Raw genomic sequence first — 14,593 nt, 5'->3', positions numbered from 1 at the left:
GTGTGATCCGGACCTGTCAGGAACCATCTCGTGCTTCTCCTCTCCCGGGCTCTGCGACATCCGCCGGGCCGTACGGTTGGTGTGCGGCCCGCGTCAGCGGAGGGGGTCGAGGTCGGCCAGCGCGGCGGGCTGCTCGCCGGTGGTGATCTGCTCGGCCAGCAGCCTGCCCGTGATCGGGCCGTGGGCCAGGCCCCACATGCCGTGGCCTCCCGCCACGTAGACGGTGGGAGCCGCCGTCGCGCCGATGAGCGGCCGTCCGTCCGGGGTGACGGGGCGGGGCCCCACCCAGGCGTCGGTGCGCTCCTCCCAGTGCACGCCCCGCAGGAGCGGCCTGGCGGAGGCGATGATGGCCTCCAGCCGGGCGGGCACCGGCGGGGCGTCCGGGTCGCGGAACTCCATGGTGCCCGCCACCCGAAGCCCGTCGCGGTACGGGGTGCACGCCACCCGCTCCCCGGGCAGGTAGATGGGGCCGGGGACAGGATGGTCGACCGGCACGGTGAAGGAGTACCCGCGGCCGGCCCGCACCGGGACGCGCACACCCCACCGCCGGGCCAGACGGGGCAGCCAGGCGCCGGTGGCCAGTACCACGGCGTCGGCGGACAGCACGGTGCCCGTGGCCGAGCGGACGGTCGTCTTCCGGGCGTCGGTGCGCACCTCGTCGACCTCGGCGGCGTACATGGTCGCGCCGCGTCGCACGACGGCCTCCCCCAGGGCCTGCACGAACGCGCCCGGGTCGAGGTAGCGCTGGCCCTCGATTCGCACCCCCGCCGTCAGCGCCCCGCCGGCGAGGGGGACGTGCTCGGCCAGCCGGCCGCCGTCCAGCACGGTGTGCTCGACCCGCTGCCCCGCCGCCTCCAGCCTGCGCAGCTCGCGCAGCAGGGTCTCGGCCTGACGTGGCGTGCGGAACGCCGCGGTGATCGGCGCCGCGATGACCGGGGCGGACACGCCGTTGGCGGCGAGCACCTCGTAGGCCTCGACGCATTCGTCGTTGAGCGGCAGGCCGGCGCGCGCGGCGCGGGTCCACGACCGCCAGTGGCTGTTGGCCGCGAAGCGGGCCAGGAAGCTCCACAGGCCCGGATCGAGGCTCGCGGGCACGTGCAGCGGCGCGGACGGGTTCAGCAGCGAGCGCAGGCCGTAGCGCAGGACGGCGGGTTCGTTGAGCGGGACGGCCAGGCCCGGCGCGATCCAGCCGGCGTTGCCCCAGGACGCGCCGGCCGCCACGCCGCCGCGGTCGATCACGTCGACCTGGACGCCGCGCTCCTGCAGGAACCACGCGGTCGACAGACCCACGATGCCCGCGCCCACCACGATCACCGATCGCGTTCCGTTGCCCCCCATGCCGACCTCCAACTCGCGCGAATGCCGATGTCACAGCCAGGATGGCCCGGGCGGCGGCCCGCGGCGTTGTGGGCGGACGACAATCGCGGCGCCGCCGTTGTGGACCCGGCACAACGCCGGCCCTCGGGACGGCGGCGGGCCCCGCGCGGATCAGCTTCGGGGCTCTTCCTCCACGGCGGCCAGCATGATGGTCATGGCCAGGCGCTGGTGGGCGTCGTAGAGGTCCAGCGGGCTGATCTCGCCCATCTTGCGCAGCCGGTTGCGGACGGTGTTGGGATGCACCGCGAGTCGCTCGGCGGCCAGGGTGAGGTCGCCCTGGCTTTCCAGCCAGGCCCGCAGCGTGGCGACGAAGCGCGTGCCGTGACGGGTGTCGTGCCGCAGCAGCGTGCTCACCGGCCCGCGGGCCGGGGCCCGGCCGGTCCGCGCGGCCGCGCGCAGCCGTCGCAGCAGGATGTCGTCCCAGGACTCGTCGTAGGCGGGCGGGACGGCGTCCGGCTCGGCGCTCTCGTGCAGAGCCAGGCACTCGTCGGCTTCCTGGCGACCGGCGGGCAGGTCCGCCGCCTCGGCGGGTGCGCCGATCCCGGCCCTGACGCGCACCTGGGCGGGCAGATCGCGGTGCAGGGCCGTGATCCACTGCCGGGCCGCCTCGGTCCGCTCCGCCGGCAGGATCGTGTAGAGGGTGTCGCCGAGCAGGGCACTGCGCCCGGGCCGGGACCAGCCGAAACCGGTCGTGGCCCGTTCGAGGGCCAGCAGCAGCGCGGCGTGGCGGTCGTCGGGGGTGTACGCGCGGACCGCGATGACGCGAATCGCCTGCGGGGCCAGGCCCAGCCGGCTGATCAGCGTCGCGGCGTCGGCGCTGCCCTCCAGCAGTCGGATGACCAGGTCGGACTCCACCTGACGCTCCAGGTCGGCGCTGGCCCGCGAGCGCAGCAGGTGCAGGGCGACGGTGCGCGTGCCGTCGGCCAGCGCCCGGCGGTGGGCGCCGGTCAGCGGGGCGGCGCAGCCGACCCACACCGAACCGAGCAGCTCGCGGCCGGCCCGCACCGCCACCGCCATCCGCCCGGTCAGGCCGTAGCGGGCATCGGCGGGGACGAACACCGGCTCGTCGGTCGCCGTCAGGCGGGCGAACACTTCCTGCCGCTCGAACAGCTCGCGCAGCCGTTCCGGGACCCGCCGTCCGAGGATGGTCTCCAGCCGGGCCGGATCTCCCGCCTGCTGGGAGCGGGAGTAGGCCAGCACCTGCGAGTGCCGGTCCTCGATGGTCACCGCGCCGCCGATGACGTCGGCCAGGTTGTCGGCCAGGGCGAACAGGTCGGTAGGGCCGCGCCCCGAGGCCGTCTCGCGGCTCTCCAGCACCAACCCGTACACCATGCCGGCCAGCTGGCTCCAGGAGACGGCGGGGTCGGCCAGCAACACGGCCACGCCATACCGGTCGGCGACGGCGGCGGCCTCCCGCTCGACGTCCGCACCGCTCCCGCCGCCGCCGCTCCCGCCGCCACCGCTCTCGCGGCCGGTGCCGTTGCGGGCGGGGCGCACCAGGACCGCCGTGGCCTTGGCCGCGGCCGCCCACCGCACCGCCTCGGCGAGCGAGGAGGTTCCGACGGCCAGAAGCACGTCGCCGGTGACGTGGTGGTCGGTGGCGTCCGGTATCGCCACGCTGCGCAGCCACGTCGAGCGCGCCTCGGGATTTCCGTACAGCCGCACGCCGTACCCGCCGAGCACGTTCACCAGACGGTCCAATGTGATCACGGTCAGCTCCGGGTGGTCGGAAAGGGGGCGGAGGGCCCGCCCCCTTTCGTGGTGTCAGGCGGCCTCGTGCCGTCGCTGGCAGTCGATGCAGGTGCGTGCCAGCGGCCGTACCTTGAGCCGTTCGAACGGGATGGGCGTCTGGCAGTGGGCGCAGCGGCCGTAGGCGCCGGCCGCGAGTCTGTCGCAGGCCTGGGACAGCTCGGCGACGGTGCGCTCGGCGGCGATGATCGACACGGCCAGTTCCTGCCAGGTGCCGTCGGCGCCGCTGCCGTCCTGCTCCTGGGCCCGCAGGCCGCGCAGGTGCCGGCTGCGCTGCTCAAGCTGTTCCCGCAGCTCCTGGCGCAGCGACTGGAGCTGCACGCTGCTGAGATGTGATGCCGTGCGACCGTCGGTCATGATCATGTGATCCTTTCCGTGATGGGTCGGGAAGATGTGGGGAAGGAGGCCTCGCGCGGGCCACTTCTGCCTCGCGGCGCGTCCCCCGGCCGGGGGCGTCGCCGGTCGACACCGGGAACGAGCCGTCGCGGCGCGGTGGACCGCGGCAGCGGCGGACGGCGCGAGGCCGGCCGCCAGGGCCGGTCGCCGGCACGGCCGCGTCAGGCCGAGGACCGTGACGTGCTGCGGCGGGGCGCCGTGCCGTCCGGGAGCCGTGAGGTGGCGCCCCGGCCGGCGCGGCGACGGCCCTTGGCGCGCCGCCGCCGATGACCGCGACGCCCCGGGCGCGCGGCGGCAGGCAGGCGGCGTGGCGAGCCCGCCGTCATGTCGGCGACGCTCTCCGGCGCGTACCTGGCCGGCCCCACGCCGGTGGTGCGGCTGAGCCGGAGGGTTCAGTGCGCGATGGCACGCCCGGGCCGGCGCCGGGGGAAAGCCTGGATGCGGGCGCGGGGATGCGCCGGGTGCTCGTCGCGGGACTTCGCGGCGCGCGTGGCCGCGGAGCCCGACGGGAAGGCGCCGGCTAGGTCAGCGGCGGGCTGCGCGATCCCGTGGTGAGGTGCGCCAGTCGCTGAGGCTCGGGCAGCGTGTCCGTCTCCGGGCCCGGCGATGGCAGCAGCGCCAGATGGGCGAGTTCGCCGTGGCGTTCGCCGCGCGTGGGCGGCCACAGGGACCGCACGTGGTGCTCGCGGGCGCCGCTCGCCTGCGGCGGAAGGCCGGACAGGTCGGCGTCCCACGCACCGGGCTTCCACTGCGGGCCGGAGGCCGGGCTCTGCGCGGCCGCCGGGCCGCCGCGGCCCGCCGTCCACGCGGCGCCGGCCAGCACCAGGGACAACAGAACCAGGCCCATCACGCCGGCGAACGCGATGGACCCTCGTGGAGTTCTCCACGGTCCCGTCATAGGGCCGACCATAGCCCACCCCCTCGGAAAAGGCATTTCCCGACATGGGAGGCATTTCCCGGCGTCATCGGTGGTCGGCGCACCGGCGACGGCGTGGGGTACGGTGGCGGCCAGTACCCCCCGCACCCCCCGTGTCCGGCCAGGAGGAGATGTGCGCAGCAGACTGCCCGCCATCCTGCTCCTGCTGTCGGCCTTCCTGCTGGGCCCCGCGCCCGCCGGTACCGCGTCCACCACCACGGCGCCACCCGCCGGTACGGCGTCCACCACCGTCGCGTCCGTCACCGCCGCGGACATCGCCGAGGCGGCAGCCGCGGGGTGGGACAGCCCTGCGGTGCGGGCCGGACAGGACGCGGCCCCGCCCCGGCTGCATCCGACCCGCCAGATGCCCGCGCCGCCGCTGTGGCTCGCCATGCCGCCGTCCAGCGGGCAGCGGGGCCCTGACGCGCGGCGCATCACCACGATCACCGGGCACCCCGGCGCGGCGCCGCAGCCGGCCGGGCGCCGTGCTCCGGCACGGGCGCCCCCCTCCATGACGCGCTGACGTCCGTTCCTTTCTTTCAGCCCGTGGAGGCTCTCATGTCACGCGCGCCCTTCTGGCGCGCGGTGGCGACGTTCCTTCTGATCGCCACCGCCCTGCTACTCTCCGTCACAATACCGCCACGCCTGGGCCTGGACCTGCGCGGCGGCACCCAACTCGTCTTCGAGGCCCAGGACTCGCCCACGACCCGGGCCGACGCCGAGGCCACCGATCACGCCCTGGACGTGCTGCGCCGGCGTGCCGACGCGCTCGGCGTGGTCGACCCGACCCTGCTGCGTTCCGGCGAACGGCGCATCATCGTCGAACTTCCCGGCGTGCTCGACCCCCGCCAGGCCGCCGACGTCATCGGCAGGACCGCCCAACTCGGCTTCCACCCGGTGCGGGGAGTGGCCGACGACGCCGGCGCCTCTGGGCGGGTTCTGGCCGACGAGGCCGGGCAGCGCCTGCGGCTCGGCCCCGTCATGATCTCCGGCGACGGGGTGACCGGCGCCGCCGCGCGCAGCGACCCGCAGCAAGGGCCGGGCTGGTTCGTCACGGTCGACTTCCGCGACGCCGGCGCCTGGCGGCGGCTGACCGGCGAGGCCGCCTGTCACAGCGCGGGCGACGCCCGGCGGCGTGTCGCCATCGTCCTGGACAACACGATCATCTCCTCTCCCCAGGTCGATGCGCGCGTGCCCTGCCAAGCCGGCATCGCCGGCGGTTCCACGCAGATCACCGGCTCCTTCACCCATCGGCAGGCGGACGATCTGGCCGTGTTGATCAAGGGGGGCGCCCTGCCCGTCCCGCTCACGCTGATCGAGCAGCGCACCGTCGGCCCCACGCTGGGCGCGCAGGCCATCGAGGCCGGCGCCAAGGCGGGGATCGCCGGTGTCCTGCTCACCGCGCTCTTCATCGCCCTCACCTACCGGCTGTCAGGACTGATGGCCGCCGTCGCGCTCGCGGCATACGGGCTCATCTCCTACGCCGCCCTGCTCGCCCTCGGAGCGACCCTCACGCTGCCGGGTCTGGCCGGTTTCGTCCTGGCCATCGGCATGGCGGTCGACGCCAACGTACTGGTGTTCGAACGCGCGCGGGAAGAGTACGGCCGCGCGCCGCGCCGCGGCCCGCGCGCCGCCCTGGACCGCGGGTTCGCCAACGCGTGGAGCGCCATCTCCGATTCCGCCGTCACCACGCTCCTGGCCGCCGGGCTGTTGTTCTGGCTGGCCTCCGGTCCGGTCCGGGGGTTCGGCGTGACGCTGGCCATCGGCGTCCTGGCCTCGCTCGCCTCGGCCATGCTCATCACCCGTGTGCTGACCCATCTCCTCATCGGCAGGACCGGCACGCGGCTGCCGGCGTCGTCCGGACTGGCGGCGCGAGGCCGGGTCAGAACCTGGATCACCCGGCGTGACCCACGCCTCATGGCCGCAGGCCGGCGATGGCTGGTCGTGGCCGCCGCCACGGTCGCCGCGGCCACCGCCGGGCTCGTCCTGCACGGGCTGAACTACGGCGTCGAGTTCACCGGCGGCAGGATGATCGAGTTCGCGGCCGCGCAGCCGGTGAACATCGAAGCGGCGCGGCGGGCGGTGGCCGAGGCCGGCCATGCGGCGGCGAACGTGCAGGTCTCCGGGACCGTCGTGTCCGTGCGGGCCGGGCAGATCACCGCCGAGGAGGTCACCGCCGTCGAACGGGCGCTCGACGGCGCGCTCGGCGAGATGACCAAGCAACGCGACGAGCTGATCGGCCCAAGTCTGGGCGACGAGCTGCGCCGCAACGCGCTCATCGCACTCGCCGTGGCGTTGGCCGCGCAACTGCTGTACCTGGCCGTCAGGTTCCGCTGGACGTTCGGCGCGGCCGCGGTGCTGGCCCTCGTCGTGGACGCCTGCGCGGTGCTGGGCCTGTTCGCCTGGCTGGGCAAGCCCATCGACGGGGTCTTCCTGGCCGCCATGCTGACCATCATCGGATATTCCATCAACGACAAGGTGGTGGTCTTCGACCGCGTACGCGAACTGTGGCGGACCCGGCGGCAGGAACGCTTCGCCGACGTCGTCAACACGGCGATCCTGCAGACCGTGCCGCGTACCGTCAACACCGGTCTCGGCGCCCTGTTCATCCTCACCGCGCTGACCGTCTTCGGCGACGGCACCCTGCGCGACTTCGCCATCGCGCTCATCGTCGGCATCCTGGCCGGGACCGCGTCCTCCGCGCTCGTGGCCGGGCCCCTCGCGATCGAGCTCGAACGCTTCAGCAGGCGACCGCCGCCCGAGCCGGCCACACCGCGCCGGCGCCGTCGGCGGGGCACGGGCGCGGTCCTGTAGCCGGTGATCACCGTCCGGGGCCGCTCGCCGGCCGTGCCGGCCGGGTCCTCACCTCAGAAGGCGAACACCCGGCGCGGGACACTAGCCGGCGGGGACGGGCTCCGGTGCGGGCGTCAGGGCCTGGTAGACCTCGCGGGTCGCGCTCGACCGGTTGAAGGTGATGAAGTGGATGCCGGGCGCGCCCTCGTCGAGCAGGGTCTGGCACAGCTCGGCGGCGTGCTCGATGCCGAGACGCCGCACCGCGGCCGGGTCGTCGGCGACCGCCTCGAACCGCCGGGCCACATCGGCCGGGAAGGGCGCCCCCGACAGCTTCTCGGACCGCGCGATGGTGCTGATCTGCGTGACCGGCATGATGCCCGGGATGATCGGCGTGTCGCACCCGGCGGCGGCCACCCGGTCACGCAGGCGCAGGTAGTCGCCGGCGCTGAAGAACATCTGCGTGATGGCGTAGTCGGCGCCGGCCCGGCACTTGCGGACGAAGTAATCGACGTCGGACTCGACCGACGGCGACCTCGGGTGCCGGTACGGGAAGGCGGCCACGCCGACGCAGAAGTCGCCCGACTGGCGGATGAGGCGGACGAGATCCTCGGCGTAGGCGACGCCCTCGGGGTGCTTGATCCACTCGGCCAGCGGGTCACGGCCGGGCGGGTCGCCCCGCACGGCGAGGATGTTGCGCACCCCCGCCCCGGCGAACCTGCCGACCAGGTGGCGCAGCTCGCGCACCGAGTGGTCGACGGCGGTGAAGTGGGCGACGGGCGTGAGCGTCGTCTCGTGGGCGAGCCGCTCGACGATCTCGACCGTGCGGTCGCGGGTGGAGCCGCCGGCGCCGTAGGTGACCGAGACGAACGTCGGGCGCAGCCGCTCGAGCTCGCGGATCGCGCGCCACAGCTGCCGCTCCCCCTCGTCGTTCTTCGGGGGCATGAACTCGAAGGAGAACGAGCGCCGCCCGGAGGCGAGCAGTTCCCGTACCGTCGGGACGCGGTCAGGACGGACGGATGGACGACCCAGAGCCATGGTGCCAAGGCTACAGGTCCGGACCGCCGCGCACCGATCGCCAACGTGCGCTGCCAAAGACGACCGCCGAAAGCGAGGCGGCCGACGGGCGCTCCACAGGCCGCTCGGCCGGCGGACATCACCGACACCGCTGGACCCAGGGACATCACACGGACCGAGGGACCCAACGACATCGCACAGACGTTCGACCGTCGGGCGTCGCACGGGGCGGCGAGCGACGGGCATCGCACAGAGCGTGCGGCGCGTGCCACAGCCCCACACCGATCATCGCTCGCGTGTCGGGTTCCCTTCCGGTGCCGCGGACCGGTGTCGGCAGCTCAGCGGAGTACCCCGGGCGTGCCACCGCCGGTCCATGGCGTGGGTCACACAAGGGGAGGCGAAGCGGCGGCCCGTTGTACGGCCGTTAATCTCAAAGCATGACCACTTCCTTCGCCCTGTCGGACGCGTTCCGTTCCGAGGTGGACCAGCGCCTGAGGGCGTTCGTCGACCGGCAGCGCCCCCTGGTCAGCGGCCCGGAGCTGAGCCCGCTTCTCGTGGCCGCCGAGGACTTCCTCGCCGGCGGCAAGCGGCTGCGCCCGGCCTTCTGCTACTGGGGCTGGCGCGGCGCAGGCGGAGGCGAGGACGCCGCCATCTTCACCGCCGCCGCCTCGCTGGAGCTCCTGCAGGCCAGCGCGCTCATCCACGACGACGTGATGGACGCCAGCGACATGCGCCGGGGCCGTCCGTCGGCGCACCGGCGGTTCCAGTCGCTGCACGAGGACTCGGAGTGGCAGGGGTCGGCGGAGCAGTTCGGCGAGGGCGCCGCGGTCCTGCTGGGAAGCCTGTTGCTGGTGTGGTCGGGCGAGATGTGGCGGACGAGCGGGCTGCCGGCCGAGGCGCTGGCCGCCGCCGAGCCGGTGCACGACCTGATGCGCACCGAGCTGATGTGCGGGCAGTACCTGGACCTGCTGGAGCAGGCGCACGGCCGCAGCACCTTCGACAGCGCGCTGCGGGTCGCGCTGCACAAGAGCGGCAAGTACTCGGTCGAGCAGCCGCTGCGCCTCGGGCTGCTGATGGCCGCGCGGGCGCCCGAGCCGTGGATCGACCGGCTGTGCGTCGACTACGGGCAGAAGGTCGGCATCGCCTTCCAGCTCCGCGACGACGTGCTCGGCGTGTTCGGCGACCCCGCCGAGACCGGCAAGCCCGCCGGCGACGACCTTCGGGAGGGCAAGCGCACGATGCTGATCGCGCGCACGCTGTCGGAGGCGACGCCCGAGCAGGCCGCCGACGTGCGCCTGCTGCTCGGCGACCCCAAGCTGGAGCAGGACGGCGTCGAGCGGCTGCGCGCGATCATCGAGGACACCGGCGCCCTGGCGGCGAGCGAAGAGATGATCAAGCGCTATCTGGACGACGCGCTGACGTCCCTGGGGCGCGCGCCGATCACCGGCGAGGCGCGCGAGGCCCTGCACGAGCTCGCCGTGGCCGCGACGGCCCGCCGCAGCTGACGACGGCCCCGCCAGGGGTCAGCCGGGCGTGAGGCGGCGGGCGAACTCGGCGGCGGCGGCTCCGGGGTCCTCCGCCTCGGTGATGGCGCGCACCACCACGACCCGGGTGACCCCGTACGACATGACCTCGTCCAGCGTGCCGAGGTCGATGCCGCCGATGCCGAACCACGGCCGATCGGCCGCCAGGGCCGCGGCGTGCTTCAGCAGCCCGGGGCCCGGAGCGAAACGTCCCGGTTTGGTGGGCGTCGGCCAGATCGGCCCGCAGCAGAAGTAGTCGACACCCTCCTCGACCGCCGCGGCGGAGGCCTCGGCGTCGCTGTGGGTCGAGCGGCCGATCAGGACGTCCGGGCCGAGGATGTCGCGCGCGACCGCCACGGGCAGGTCGTCCTGGCCGAGGTGCAGCACGTCGGGGCGCGCGGCGTAGGCGATGTCGGCCCGGTCGTTGACGGCCAGCAACGCCCCGTGCCTGTCGCAGGCCGCGCGGAACACCTCCAGCAGCGCGAGCTCCTCGCGGGCCTCCAGACCCTTCTCGCGCAGTTGGACGATGTCCACGCCCGAGGCGAGGACGGCGTCCAGGAACTGGTCGAGATCGCCTTGGCGGCGGCGCCCGTCGGTGCAGAGGTAGAGCCTGGCGTCAGAAAGCGAGCGCCTGGGCACGCCTTTTCACCTCGGTGTGCCGACCGGCGACGATCGCGTCGATGGGGGCTCCCGGCAGGGAGTCGTCGGCGGTGAACAGCCACCGCAGGGCCTCGACGTCGTCGTAGCCGGAGTCGGACAGCACGGTGAGGGTGCCCGGCAGGCCCTTCACCACGTCGTCGCCCGCGATGAACTTCGCGGGGACCTCGGGCTCTGGGCCGCCGCGGCGGACGCCGATGAGCTTCTTGTCCTTCAGAAGCTGCTTGGCGCGCCCGGTGCTGAGCCCGAGCCGCCTGCCCACTTCCGTGAGGGGGAGCCACTCCCCCACCATTTGATCAGTCTCGCGGTCGATCTGTGCAACAGAAAGCGTCACGGAACCACAACTACCACGTCGCGCCTCTTCTCAAACACCCCGCAGGGGGTCACAAGCAGTCGCGCAAGGGTATCGAGGGGTCGATCGCCCGATCAACGTCGACTCTTTGCCCGCCCTCGACGATGCGGCGGCCCTGGACCAGGTCACGGGGACGGTCGACGGTGAGGATGGCGGCCAGCCGGTCGTCCGCGGTGAACCAGCACGCCGCCCACTTGCGGTCGGTCTCGGGGTCGCCGCGCAGCACCAGCCGGCCCCCGTCATGGTGGCCGGCGTACTGCACCATGCGGCCGAACTGCTCGGACCAGAAATAGGGCACCGGGTCGTACACGGCGGACTGGCCGAGCAGGGTGGCCACCGCGGTCTCGGGGGCGTTCAGGGCGGTGTCCCAGTGCTCGACGCGCATGCGCCGCCCGAAGCGCCGCGACCACCAGTTGGCGCAGTCTCCGGCCGCGACGACGCCCTCCATGGAGGTGCGCAGGTGCTCGTCGACCAGGACGCCGTTGTCGATCTCGACGTCCGAGCCGGCCAGCCAGGCGACGTTCGGGCGCACGCCGACGCCGGTTACCACGACGTCGGCCGGGATCCACGAGCCGTCCATCATGGTCAGCCCGCCGGGGTCGATCGAGCCGACCATCGTGCCGAGTCGCAGGTCGATGCCCGCCTCGGCGTACCAGGAGGCGGTGCGGGCGCCGACCTCGGGCCCGAGGGCCACGGCCAGCGGCGACTCGGCGGCCTCGACGACGGTCACCTCGCAGCCGGCGCGGCGGGCCGCGGTGGCGACCTCGGCGCCGATCCACCCGGCGCCGACGATCGCGACGCGGCACTCGGGCACGAGCGCGGCGCGCAGGGCCAGGGAGTCGTCGATGGTGCGCAGCACGTGCTGGGCGCCCTCGCCGCGCAGCCGGACGGGGGTGGCGCCGGTGGCGATGACCAGGCCGTCGTACTCCAGTTCGCCCTCGGTGGTCTCCAGGGCGCCCTCGCGAAGCCCCTTGGCGGAGACGTTGGTGCGCAGATCGACGTCCAGCGCGCCGAGATCGGAGTCGACGACCGTCGAGTCCAGCTCGCCCAGCAGCACGGCCTTGGACAGCGGAGGCCGGTCGTACGGCCGATGGGCCTCCTCGCCGATCAGAGTGACGCGCCCTCGGTATCCGCGCGCCCGTAGCGCCTCGACACTGCGCACGCCGGCCAGTCCGGCCCCCACCACCACGACATGATTCACAACCTGACCCTAAGCGGCCAGGACGGTAACCCGCCAACGGCGATTTGGTAACAAATTGGCTCACTGTCCCCTACGGGCAGTGATGAGACCACTCAAGCGGGTGGCGATGCCGTACCAGGGCGGAAACAGACCGCCTCTCCCGCCGTCCCCGGCCGCGCCGGGACGGGAATAGGCTGGGTCCACCACGCGCGGGAGTCCGGCGAAACCGGGCTGAGAGGAGGGCTGAGGGCCCTCGACCGCCACGAACCTGATCCGGGTCATGCCGGCGAAGGGAGCGGACTCAGATGCAGGTGTCGAACGCGCCCCCAGCCGACGCCGCGCGGCACGCCGACATGGTCGTCGTGGGCGGCGGCATCATCGGGCTCTCGATCGCCTGGCGCGCCGCCCGGCACGGGCGTTCGGTCATCGTCGTCGATCCCGCGCCCGGCTCGGGCGCCTCGCACGCGGCGGCGGGGATGCTCGCCCCGGTCAGCGAGGTCGCCTACACCGAGGAGCCCCTGCTGCGGCTCGGCCTGGCCTCGCTGTCCCGCTGGCCGGCGTTCGCCGCCGAGCTGTCGGCGGAGTCGGGGGTGGACGTCGACCACCGCGGCGAGGGCACGCTCGACGTGGCCTTCGGCGCGGACGACCTGGCTGCGTTGTCCGAGGTGGCCGACTTCCTGGAGAAGTTGTCGCTGCCCGTCCAGCGGCTCACCGGGCGGGAGTGCCGCCGTGCCGAGCCGATGCTCGCCCCCTCCGTCCGGGGCGGCATCCTGGTAGCCGGGGACGCCTGGGTGGATCCCCGCCGCGTCACGGCGGCCCTGCTCGCCGCGCTGGCGCGCCGCGGCGTGCCGGTGTTCGCCGACCGCGTGACGGGGCTGCTCTCCGCGGACGGGCCTGTGCGGGGGGTGCGGTGCGCGAGCGGCGCGGCGATCGGCGCCGGGCTGGTCGTCCTGGCGGCGGGGGCGTGGTCGGGCTCCCTTCCTGGCCTGCCCCCCGAGGTGCTCCCTCCGGTGCGCCCGGTCAAGGGGCAGATCATGCGGCTGCGCGGCGCTCCGGGGTTCCTCGGCCGGTGCGTGCGCGGCGTCGTGCACGGTTCGCGTGCCTACCTCGTGCCGCGCGGCGACGGCGAGATCGTGCTCGGCGCCACGCAGGAGGAGATGGGGTTCGACACCCGGGTGACCGCCGGGGCGCTGTGGGAGCTGCTGCGCGACGCCCGCGAGCTGGTGCCCGGGATCACCGAGCTGGAGGTGGTCGACCTGGCGGCGGGGCTGCGCCCGGGAACGCCGGACAACCTGCCGGTGATCGGCCCGAGCGGCGTGGACGGGCTGGTGCTGGCCACCGGCCACCACCGGGGCGGCGTCCTGCTGTGCCCGCTCACCGCCGAGCTGGTGGCCGGCGACCCCGACCCGGGGCTCGTCCCTCTCGCGGCGCTCTGCTCCCCTCTGCGCTTCACCGAGGCCCACCGATGAACGAAGGAGGAACGGGGCGCGCGCCCTGGCGGCGGCCAGGGCCCTCCCGCGCCCCGGAACGGCGATGAATGTGATGATCAACGGTGTGTCCTGCGACCTGCCCGCCGGGGCGACCGTCGCCCGGGCGGTCCAGGAGCTGACCTCGTCGGGCGCGGGCGTCGCGGTGGCGGTGAACGACGAGGTGGTGCGGCGCGGCGCGTGGCAGTCCACCACGCTCAGCGAGCACGACCGCGTCGAGGTGCTGACGGCGGTGCAAGGTGGCTGACCACGGCGCCGGCCCCGCGGCGGGACACGACATCGGCCGCAGCGGCGCCACCAGCGCGCCCGGGGACGACCTCGACCCCATCGGGGCGCACCCGGCGCCGGGGCACGACCTCGACGAGGCGGGCGACGCGCTGGTCATCGCCGGGGAGAAGTTCACCTCCCGGCTGATCATGGGGACGGGGGGCGCGCCCTCGCTGGACGTCCTGGACCAGGCGCTGGCCGCCTCCGCCACCGAGATCACCACGGTCGCCATGCGGCGCCTGGACCCGGCGGCCCGGGGGTCGGTACTGGACGTGCTGCGCGGCCGGGGCGTCAAGGTGCTGCCCAACACGGCGGGCTGCTTCACCGCGGGCGAGGCCGTGCTGACCGCGCGCCTGGCGCGCGAGGCGCTCGGCACCGACTGGGTGAAGCTGGAGGTCATCAACGACGAGCGCACGCTGCTCCCCGATCCCATCGAGACCTTCGACGCCGCCGAGCGGCTGGTCGCCGACGGGTTCGTCGTCCTGCCCTACATCGGGGACGACCCGGCGCTCGCGCGGCGGCTGGAGCAGGCGGGGTGCGCGGCGGTGATGCCCCTGGGCTCCCCGATCGGCTCGGGTCTCGGCATCCGCAACCCGCACAACATCGAGCTGATCGTCGAGGCGGCGGCCGTCCCGGTGATCCTGGACGCCGGCATCGGCACGGCGAGCGACGCGGCCCTGGCGATGGAGCTAGGATGCGACGCGGTCCTGCTCGCCAGCGCCGTCACCCGCGCCCAGCGGCCCGGCCTGATGGCGTCGGCGATGCGCGAGGCCGTTCTGGCAGGTCGCATGGCGCGCCTCGCCGGCCGGATCCCCCGGCGGCGGTACGCTGAGGCCTCCTCGCCGGCGATCGAGCCGCGTGCCAGGTGACAACGATGACCCC

The 14,593-nt window shown here is 74.3% G+C and carries 14 protein-coding genes and 1 riboswitch; of the genes, 6 read left to right on the top strand and 8 right to left on the bottom strand.

Annotated features, from left to right (window positions below; all coding sequences use genetic code 11):
- Positions 1–93: 93 nt before the first annotated feature.
- From ACFQSB_RS12270 to ACFQSB_RS12255, 4 genes are all read right to left on the bottom strand, one after another.
- The gene (locus ACFQSB_RS12270; protein WP_380826359.1) at positions 94–1,338 is read right to left on the bottom strand and encodes an NAD(P)/FAD-dependent oxidoreductase; all 1,245 of its coding nucleotides are present in this window, start codon (positions 1,336–1,338) and stop codon (positions 94–96) included.
- A gap of 150 nt (positions 1,339–1,488) precedes the next feature.
- On the bottom strand, positions 1,489–3,087 hold the full coding sequence (locus ACFQSB_RS12265; RefSeq protein WP_380826358.1) for a PucR family transcriptional regulator: 1,599 nt from the start codon (positions 3,085–3,087) through the stop codon (positions 1,489–1,491).
- A 54-nt stretch (positions 3,088–3,141) separates the two neighbouring features.
- Positions 3,142–3,483 (bottom strand): TraR/DksA family transcriptional regulator, encoded by a 342-nt coding sequence (locus ACFQSB_RS12260; RefSeq protein ID WP_354924990.1) that lies wholly within the window; start codon positions 3,481–3,483, stop codon positions 3,142–3,144.
- 559 nt (positions 3,484–4,042) lie between these two features.
- Positions 4,043–4,420, bottom strand: coding sequence for a hypothetical protein (locus ACFQSB_RS12255; RefSeq protein ID WP_380826357.1), 378 nt, complete (start codon positions 4,418–4,420; stop codon positions 4,043–4,045).
- Between the two features lie 151 nt (positions 4,421–4,571).
- On the opposite strand from ACFQSB_RS12255, the gene ACFQSB_RS12250 reads away from it, so the two are divergent.
- Both ACFQSB_RS12250 and secD read left to right on the top strand, forming a co-directional pair.
- Entirely contained in the window at positions 4,572–4,961 is a 390-nt protein-coding gene (locus ACFQSB_RS12250) for a hypothetical protein (protein WP_380826356.1), read from the top strand.
- A 35-nt stretch (positions 4,962–4,996) separates the two neighbouring features.
- Complete coding sequence (gene secD / locus ACFQSB_RS12245; RefSeq protein WP_380826355.1) at positions 4,997–7,252, top strand: protein translocase subunit SecD; 2,256 nt, start codon at positions 4,997–4,999, stop codon at positions 7,250–7,252.
- Positions 7,253–7,333: 81 nt separating this feature from the next.
- On the opposite strand, the gene metF is transcribed toward secD, so the two are convergent.
- Positions 7,334–8,266 carry a methylenetetrahydrofolate reductase [NAD(P)H] gene (metF, locus tag ACFQSB_RS12240; RefSeq protein ID WP_354843263.1) on the bottom strand — a complete coding sequence of 311 codons (933 nt, stop codon included), beginning with the start codon at positions 8,264–8,266 and terminating at the stop codon, positions 7,334–7,336.
- A 416-nt stretch (positions 8,267–8,682) separates the two neighbouring features.
- On the opposite strand from metF, the gene ACFQSB_RS12235 reads away from it, so the two are divergent.
- A complete protein-coding gene (locus ACFQSB_RS12235) occupies positions 8,683–9,750 on the top strand; it encodes a polyprenyl synthetase family protein (protein ID WP_380826354.1) in 1,068 nt (355 codons plus the stop codon).
- A gap of 18 nt (positions 9,751–9,768) precedes the next feature.
- Here the strand turns inward: ACFQSB_RS12235 and thiE are convergent, their stop codons facing one another.
- The 3 genes from thiE to ACFQSB_RS12220 all read right to left on the bottom strand — a co-directional run bounded on the left by thiE (position 9,769) and on the right by ACFQSB_RS12220 (position 11,978).
- Positions 9,769–10,407: a thiamine phosphate synthase gene (gene thiE / locus ACFQSB_RS12230; protein ID WP_354843269.1), complete on the bottom strand. Its 639-nt coding sequence runs from the start codon at positions 10,405–10,407 to the stop codon at positions 9,769–9,771.
- Positions 10,385–10,717, bottom strand: a complete 333-nt coding sequence (locus ACFQSB_RS12225; RefSeq protein ID WP_354843272.1) for an Rv2175c family DNA-binding protein — start codon at positions 10,715–10,717, stop codon at positions 10,385–10,387. The genes thiE and ACFQSB_RS12225 overlap by 23 nt, the downstream gene beginning before the upstream one ends.
- A 91-nt stretch (positions 10,718–10,808) precedes the next feature.
- Positions 10,809–11,978 carry an NAD(P)/FAD-dependent oxidoreductase gene (locus tag ACFQSB_RS12220; RefSeq protein WP_380826352.1) on the bottom strand — a complete coding sequence of 390 codons (1,170 nt, stop codon included), beginning with the start codon at positions 11,976–11,978 and terminating at the stop codon, positions 10,809–10,811.
- 178 nt (positions 11,979–12,156) lie between these two features.
- A riboswitch (TPP riboswitch) is annotated at positions 12,157–12,269 on the top strand.
- On the opposite strand from ACFQSB_RS12220, the gene thiO reads away from it, so the two are divergent.
- The 3 genes from thiO to ACFQSB_RS12205 all read left to right on the top strand — a co-directional run bounded on the left by thiO (position 12,263) and on the right by ACFQSB_RS12205 (position 14,580).
- On the top strand, positions 12,263–13,426 hold the full coding sequence (thiO, locus tag ACFQSB_RS12215; RefSeq protein WP_380826351.1) for a glycine oxidase ThiO: 1,164 nt from the start codon (positions 12,263–12,265) through the stop codon (positions 13,424–13,426). Its footprint overlaps the riboswitch before it by 7 nt.
- 64 nt (positions 13,427–13,490) lie before the next feature.
- The gene (thiS, locus tag ACFQSB_RS12210; protein ID WP_354843281.1) at positions 13,491–13,691 is read left to right on the top strand and encodes a sulfur carrier protein ThiS; all 201 of its coding nucleotides are present in this window, start codon (positions 13,491–13,493) and stop codon (positions 13,689–13,691) included.
- A gap of 169 nt (positions 13,692–13,860) precedes the next feature.
- On the top strand, positions 13,861–14,580 hold the full coding sequence (locus tag ACFQSB_RS12205) for a thiazole synthase (protein WP_380826379.1): 720 nt from the start codon (positions 13,861–13,863) through the stop codon (positions 14,578–14,580).
- The last annotated feature ends 13 nt before the right edge of the window (positions 14,581–14,593 follow it).

This window comes from Sphaerisporangium rhizosphaerae, assembly GCF_042665155.1.
GTDB classification, from domain to species: Bacteria; Actinomycetota; Actinomycetes; order Streptosporangiales; family Streptosporangiaceae; genus Sphaerisporangium; species Sphaerisporangium rhizosphaerae.
The sequence above is the reverse complement of the archived record's forward strand: the minus strand, read 5'-3'. Positions and strand labels throughout refer to the sequence as shown.